Genomic DNA, 6,683 nt, shown 5'->3' with positions numbered 1-6,683 from the left:
ATCCCGCCCTGCGCCGTGTGCGCCGCCATCCGCCGGGTGAGGCGCGCCACGCCGTTAACGTCAATGGCGGTGAACGGCTCGTCGAGCACCCACAGCGCGGCGCGGGTCAGCCACAGGCGGGCCAGCGCCACCCGGCGCTGCTGCCCGGCCGAGAGCCGGGCGACCGGCACGTCCTCAAATCCCGCCAGCCCGGCCTGCGCCAGCGCCTCCGGGAGACGCGCGCCGTCGCCGGGGTGGAAGAAGTGCAGGTTCTCCCGCGCCGTCAGGCGGGTTTTTATCCCCGGCTGGTGCCCTATCCACAGCAGGCCGGAATGGAAGCTGTCGCGCACGCGGCGCAGGGGTTCGCCCTGCCAGTACACCTCCCCGCCGTCCGGGCGCGCCAGCCCGGTCAGCAGGCGCAGCAGGGTGGTTTTTCCCGCGCCGTTGCCGCCGGTGACCTGCACCCACTCCCCGGCGTCCACGGTGAACGACAGCCCGCGAAACAGCGTCCTCTCGTCCCGCTCGCAGTACAGATCTCTGGCTTCAAGCATTCCCACTCATCAACGTCCTGTCAGAAACCTGGTTTAACATCACGCATATCCGGCAGTTTATGCGCGATCCCTTTGTGGCAATCGATACAGGTCTGTCCATCTTTTACCGCCTGATCGTGCATTTTCGCCGCGACGCCTTTTTGCGCGGTCAGATCCATAAAGTCGAAATTGTGGCAGTTACGGCATTCCTGCGAGTTGTTGTCTTTCATGCGCCGCCACTCATTTTGTGCCATTGTCAGGCGATGAGCTTCAAATTTCTGCGGTGTATCTATCAGCCCAAATACCTTCGCATACAGCTCTTTACTGGCTTTGATCTTACGGATCATCTTCGGCCCCCACTCATGCGGCACATGGCAGTCAGGACAGGTGGCACGAACGCCGCTACGGTTGTTGTAGTGGACGGTTTCCATATACTCCTCATACACCGTGTTGCGCATTTCATGGCAGCTAATACAAAACTCTTCGGTGTTAGCCTTTTCCATTCCGGTATTGAAGCCGCCCCAGAAGATGATGCCGCCGATAAAACCGATTAACAGCAGCGTCCCCAACGCCAGGCGGCTGGGGCTGCGCCACCATCGCCAGACGCGCTTTATCCAGCCGGGTTTACGGTTAGAATTTTCCATAATGACCTCTTATTTCCCGTAACCTTGCGAGGGGGTAAAGGTATTGTCGATAATCGGCGCGGTATCAGACTGCGGTACGTGGCACTGCAGGCAGAAATAACGACGCGGCGCGACGTTGCCCGACACTTTACCGTCGCTGTCCATAAAGTGCGTCGGACTGATACGCGGCGCGCCCGTCGTACGATAACTTTCCACGCCGTGGCATTGCAGACAGCGGTTGGTATTGGTCGTCACCTGGTAGCCCTCGACGCTGTGCGGGATCATCGGCGGCTGGTTGACGTAATTTAGCGGCATACGTTCCTGCTCTTTCGGCATACGAATCGCCCCTTCCTGCGTCCCGGATACTTCCGGCGACTGGCTCAGATCCACTCCGTTTGCCGCCCAAACCGCACCACTTACCACCAGGGCAAGCGTGGCCATCCATTGACACAGCGCTTTCATCAGGTCATGGCTTTTCATTGTTTCGCTCCCGAACTCCATCGCATTTACACTTCATCCTTCGAGCTGCCTCTTTGTTGGCTGCGCTCGAAAATCCCAGTCACATCGTTATCTATGCTCCTGGGGATTTCCTCGCTTACCGCCGCGATGCATCCCGAATGATGTTGTGTATCGTTATTGTAAAAACATCCTCAGAACAGACATCCACACAGCGACCGCAGGTCATGCAGTCGCGGTGAGTGACCTGCGCCGGGCTTTGCTCATCCAGCACCGGCGCACGTAGCACATGCGGTTCCGGGCAAACATGAAAACAATCCATACAGCGATTACATTTCTCACGTTTTTTGGCCGTCACGGTCACTACGCCTTTACTGCCCAGCACGCCATACAGCGCGCCCATCGGGCAAATATGACCGCACCAACCGTGCTCAACGACTAATAAATCAAATAAAAACAAAGCAATAATCAGCAACGCGCCGCTACTAAATCCCATAACCAGACTACGGCCTAACAGCGACACGGGATTAATCCATTCCCACAGCAGCGTGCCGGTCAACGCCGAACCGATTAACACCACCACCAGAAGGACGTACCGTATATGGCGTGGAATCGTCGCAGACTGGTTCAGGTCAAATTTCCTGCGCATCCAGTTAGCCAAATCGGTAACGGGGTTTAGCGGGCAAACCCAACTGCAAAATAATCGCTTTCCCGCCAGCGCATACAGCACAGCGATAATCACTGCTCCCGTCAGCGCCACGGTAGCGGGAAGATGCCCACTGGCGAGACTTTCCAGGGTAATCAGCGGATCGGTCAACGGGAGGGTATCGAACAGCAAACTACTGCTGTAGTTGCCATGCAAAACCCAAAAGCCCAGCCATGGGCCGCTGAGAAACATCCCCAGCACCATAAACTGGCTGATACGGCGTAACACCAGCCAACGGTGGCTACGCCACCAGCCTTTTTTCGCCCGCGCTTCTCGCCCGGCGTCGCGTTTACGATTTGCCATCTTTCCCCTCCAGCCAGCCGAAGCGGTAATGGTGTCCTAACTCCCCTTTCGCCAATGACAACGGCAACACTTTTATCGCTGGTTGCTCCAGTACGCAGACTTTTTCGCATTTGCCGCAGCCGGTACAGGCGTCGCTGTGTACGGTGGGCAGAAAGCGCGCATGTTTGCCGGTGCGCATGTTGCGATCCAGCTCCAGCGTGATGGCCTCATCGATTTTCGGGCATTCGCGGTAGCAAACGTCGCAGCGCAGCCCCTGAAAGTTGAGGCAGTTTTCCTGATCCAGCAGCACCGCCAGCCCCATGCGCGAATCATCAATGGAGGCGATATCTTTATTCAGCGCCCCGCTGGGGCAGACTTTGGCGCACGGAATGTCTTCACACATTTCGCAGGGGATGTCGCGAGCGACGAAATAGGGCGTGCCTGCCGATAGCCCGGAGGCCAGCGTCGCCAGTTTTAGCGTGTCGTATGGACACGCCTGAACGCACTGCCCGCAGCGCACACAGGCGCTGGCGAAGACATTTTCATTCAGCGCGCCAGGCGGACGCAGCCGCACGCCCGTTGCGCGCGCGGTTTGCTGTTGCAAGCCCAGCGCCACGCCAACCGCCGCCAGCCCGCCCGCAGTGCGCACAACATCACGCAGGAAGCGGCGGCGGCCATTTTGGGGTTTCGCTGTACGGGACATAACGCGTTACACCTTCGCCAGTTTAACGGCGCACTTCTTGAAGTCCGTCTCTTTAGAGAGCGGGTCCGTCGCATCCAGCGTCAGGTTGTTCACTAGCTGAGCGGCATCGAAGAACGGCATATACACCAGTCCCTGCGGCGGACGGTTACGTCCACGCGTTTCGACAATCGAAATCACTTCGCCGCGGCGGGACGACACTTTAACCTTATCCCCACGACGCAGATCGCGCGCTTTCGCATCCAGCGGGTGAATAAAGACCACCGCTTCCGGGAAGGCGCGATGCAATTCAGGCACGCGGCGCGTCATACTGCCGGTATGCCAGTGTTCCAGCACGCGACCGGTGGAAAGCCACAGATCGTACTCGTTGTCCGGCGACTCCGCCGCGGGTTCAAATGGCAGCGCGAAGATCACCGCTTTGCCATCCGGTTTACCGTAGAATTTGTACCCTTCCCCCGCTTTTACATACGGGTCGTTGCCTTCGCTGTAACGCCATTGCGTCTCTTTGCCTTCGACGACCGGCCAGCGCAGACCGCGCGCGTTGTGGTAATCGTCGAACGGCGCCAGATCGTGCCCGTGGCCACGTCCAAACCAGGCGTATTCTTCAAACAACCCTTTTTGCAGATAGAAGCCCAGTTCACGAGACTCATCGTTTAACTGATCCTCTTTCAGCTCGCTCAGCGGGAATTTGCTGACCGCCGGCGTGGCGAACAGAACGTCATACAGCGTTTTACCGCGCAGCTCCGGCTTCTGGGCCAGCAACGCCTCCGGCCAGACCTCCTCGGTTTTAAAACGACGGGAGAACTGCACCAGTTGCCAGAGGTCGGATTTAGCTTCGCCCGGCGCTTTAATTTGCTGACGCCAGAACTGCGTGCGGCGTTCGGCGTTGCCGTAAGCGCCTTCTTTCTCAACCCACATGGCGGTCGGCAGGATCAGATCCGCAGACAGCGCGCTCACCGTCGGGTAAGGATCGGAGACAATGATGAAGTTACGCGGATCGCGCCAGCCCGGCATCCGATCTTCATTGATGTTCGGCCCGGCCTGCATATTGTTATTACACATTACCCAGTAGACGTTCAGCTTGCCGTCTTTCAACGCGCGATCCTGCGCCACCGCATGTAAACCCACTTTTGCCGGGATAGTGCCAGCAGGGATCTGCCAGTGTTTTTCGCAGATATCGCGGTGTTTTTCGTTCGTCACGACCATGTCTGCGGGCAGACGGTGTGAGAAGGTTCCCACTTCACGCGCCGTACCGCAGGCGGAAGGCTGGCCGGTCAGCGAGAAAGGACCGCAGCCAGGCTGGGAGATTTTTCCGGTCAGCAGATGGAGGTTGTAAACCAGGTTATTCGCCCACACGCCGCGGGTATGCTGGTTAAAACCCATCGTCCAGTAAGAGATCACGCGCTTATTCGGATCGGCGTAGAGCTGCGCCAACTGTTCCAGCTGATCTTTCGGCACGCCGGTCATTTCAGCGGTCTTGTCCAGCGTATATTCCGCCACGAAGGCTTTATACTCGTCGAAGCTCATCGGCTCGGAAGCGTCGGAGCCCGGATTCTTCGCCGCTTTTTCCAGCGGGTGCGTCGGGCGTAAGCCGTAGCCGATATCCGTCGCCCCTTTACGCAGGTTCACATGCTTTGTGAAGAAATCCTGATTTACCGCGTTGTTCTGAATAATGTAATTCGCGATATAGTTAAGGATCACCAGATCGCTTTGCGGGGTAAAGACAATACCGTTGTCCGCCAGTTCAAAGCTGCGGTGCTGGAAGGTGGAGAGGACAGCAACCTTCACGTTCGGGTCGGACAAACGGCGGTTAGTAATGCGCGACCATAAAATCGGGTGCATCTCCGCCATGTTGGACCCCCACAGCACAAACGCATCGGCCTGCTCGATATCGTCGTAGCAGCCCATCGGTTCATCCATGCCAAAGGTGCGCATAAAGCCCACCACCGCCGAGGCCATGCAGTGACGCGCGTTCGGGTCAATGTTGTTAGAGCGGAAACCAGCCTTGAACAATTTCGCGGCGGCATAGCCTTCCCAGATGGTCCATTGACCCGATCCAAACATGCCGATCGCTTCTGGTCCTTTCTCTTTCAGAGAGGTTTTAAACTTCTCCTCCATCACATCGAAGGCCTGTTCCCAGCTCACCGGCGTAAACTCGCCGTCTTTGTGATAGCTGCCGTCTTTCATGCGCAGCATCGGCTGCGTCAGACGATCTTTACCGTACATGATTTTGGGCAGGAAGTAGCCTTTAATGCAGTTCAGACCACGGTTGACCGGCGCGTCGGGGTCGCCCTGGCAGGCGACCACACGGCCCTGCTGCGTGCCCACTAACACACCGCAACCCGTTCCGCAAAAACGGCACGGCGCTTTATCCCATTTGATGGCTTCCTGCTGCCCGACAACGGCGCGGGCGACGCCCGGCACGCTCAGACCGGCAGCCGCCGCAGCGGCCGCAACGGCGTTAGCTTTCATAAAGCTACGACGACTGAGTTTCATGGTGTTTCCTCACCTTGCTCATCCTGCTGGTGATAAACCAGCGACACCGCCAGTACGCCCTCGACATTGCGTACTGACTCAATTGTTTGCATCAGCGTTTCACTCTGATCTGCTTCCGCCACCACGATCAGTTGCCCGCTTTCAACGTCGCTTAACGCGACTTCGCAACCCGGCAACGTGTTCAACTGTGGGCCAATGGCGGCGATGTTCTGACTTTTGGCCTGCACGACCAGGCTACAGACCTGCCAGTTAGTGCGCATGGTGGTTCTCCGCTTTGATGGCTGACACGGGACAGATAGCCACACACGCCCCGCATCCGTTACAGGCCTGCGAGTCAAGCTGCGGCTGGTAAATGCCGGATAGCGTGGGACGAAAGGTAATGGCCATAGGTTCACAACTGTCCTGGCAACGATGGCATTCAACCGATTGCCTGGCGAGGCAGTTTTCCGTGAGTGTAAAAATCAGATCCCAGGCCCTGGTGTGGCGCGGAAGAAAAAGCGATTCAGTACAGGCCTGCGCGCAGGCATAACAAAAGCTGCACTCGCCCCGTTTGAAATCTACGCTCGGATATCCCCCCGTCCCTCGCTGCAGGATGTCGGCCTCACACGCCTGGATGCAGGCGTCGCAACGCAGACAATGTGCGAGAAAATAGGTTGTTTCTCTGGCCCACGGCGGAAGAATCCCATTGCTGGCGTTGCGCCAACTGCCGGTCAACATGCTTCGACGGGATAAATCAACCATGATATCGCCCTTCCATAACGACACGCTTCCATAGGGAGTGAATGCCAATAAAAACCGTACAATTTATGAGTAGTTATTTTTGTAAATAAGATATTTCAGGATGTGTAAGAGATGCATACCCCGATAGAGGTAAATGCTGTTGCCGGATCAAAAGAGTGCCGGGTAAAGAC

The 6,683-nt window shown here is 57.3% G+C and carries 8 protein-coding genes; all 8 read right to left on the bottom strand.

Translation table 11 applies throughout. The features are described from left to right. Nucleotides 1-530, bottom strand: a 530-nt coding sequence (ccmA, locus tag ACLJPE_RS18575; protein WP_182408330.1) for a cytochrome c biogenesis heme-transporting ATPase CcmA, incomplete at its 3' end; no start/stop codon positions are given. A gap of 20 nt (nt 531-550) precedes the next feature. After that, nucleotides 551-1,153: a cytochrome c-type protein NapC gene (gene napC, locus ACLJPE_RS18570; protein ID WP_000431778.1), complete on the bottom strand. Its 603-nt coding sequence runs from the start codon at nt 1,151-1,153 to the stop codon at nt 551-553. Nucleotides 1,154-1,162: 9 nt separating this feature from the next. Beyond that, complete coding sequence (napB, locus tag ACLJPE_RS18565; RefSeq protein WP_000835182.1) at nt 1,163-1,612, bottom strand: nitrate reductase cytochrome c-type subunit; 450 nt, start codon at nt 1,610-1,612, stop codon at nt 1,163-1,165. A 115-nt stretch (nt 1,613-1,727) separates the two neighbouring features. Next, nucleotides 1,728-2,597, bottom strand: coding sequence for a quinol dehydrogenase ferredoxin subunit NapH (napH, locus tag ACLJPE_RS18560; RefSeq protein ID WP_000013532.1), 870 nt, complete (start codon nt 2,595-2,597; stop codon nt 1,728-1,730). After that, on the bottom strand, nt 2,584-3,279 hold the full coding sequence (gene napG / locus ACLJPE_RS18555) for a ferredoxin-type protein NapG (protein ID WP_000091679.1): 696 nt from the start codon (nt 3,277-3,279) through the stop codon (nt 2,584-2,586). Before napG ends, napH begins: the two co-directional genes overlap by 14 nt. Before the next feature lie 6 nt (nt 3,280-3,285). After that, entirely contained in the window at nt 3,286-5,772 is a 2,487-nt protein-coding gene (napA, locus tag ACLJPE_RS18550; protein ID WP_000778097.1) for a nitrate reductase catalytic subunit NapA, read from the bottom strand. Further along, nucleotides 5,769-6,032, bottom strand: a complete 264-nt coding sequence (gene napD / locus ACLJPE_RS18545) for a chaperone NapD (RefSeq protein ID WP_001260056.1) — start codon at nt 6,030-6,032, stop codon at nt 5,769-5,771. Before napD ends, napA begins: the two co-directional genes overlap by 4 nt. After that, nucleotides 6,022-6,513: a ferredoxin-type protein NapF gene (napF, locus tag ACLJPE_RS18540; protein ID WP_000228072.1), complete on the bottom strand. Its 492-nt coding sequence runs from the start codon at nt 6,511-6,513 to the stop codon at nt 6,022-6,024. The genes napD and napF overlap by 11 nt, the downstream gene beginning before the upstream one ends. Nucleotides 6,514-6,683: the final 170 nt, after the last annotated feature.

Origin of the sequence: Salmonella sp. SAL04196, from assembly GCF_046550835.1 — a bacterium.
GTDB classification, from domain to species: domain Bacteria; phylum Pseudomonadota; class Gammaproteobacteria; order Enterobacterales; family Enterobacteriaceae; genus Salmonella; species Salmonella enterica.
Note: the sequence above shows the minus strand (reverse complement) of the source record. Positions and strands in the feature narration are given on the sequence as shown.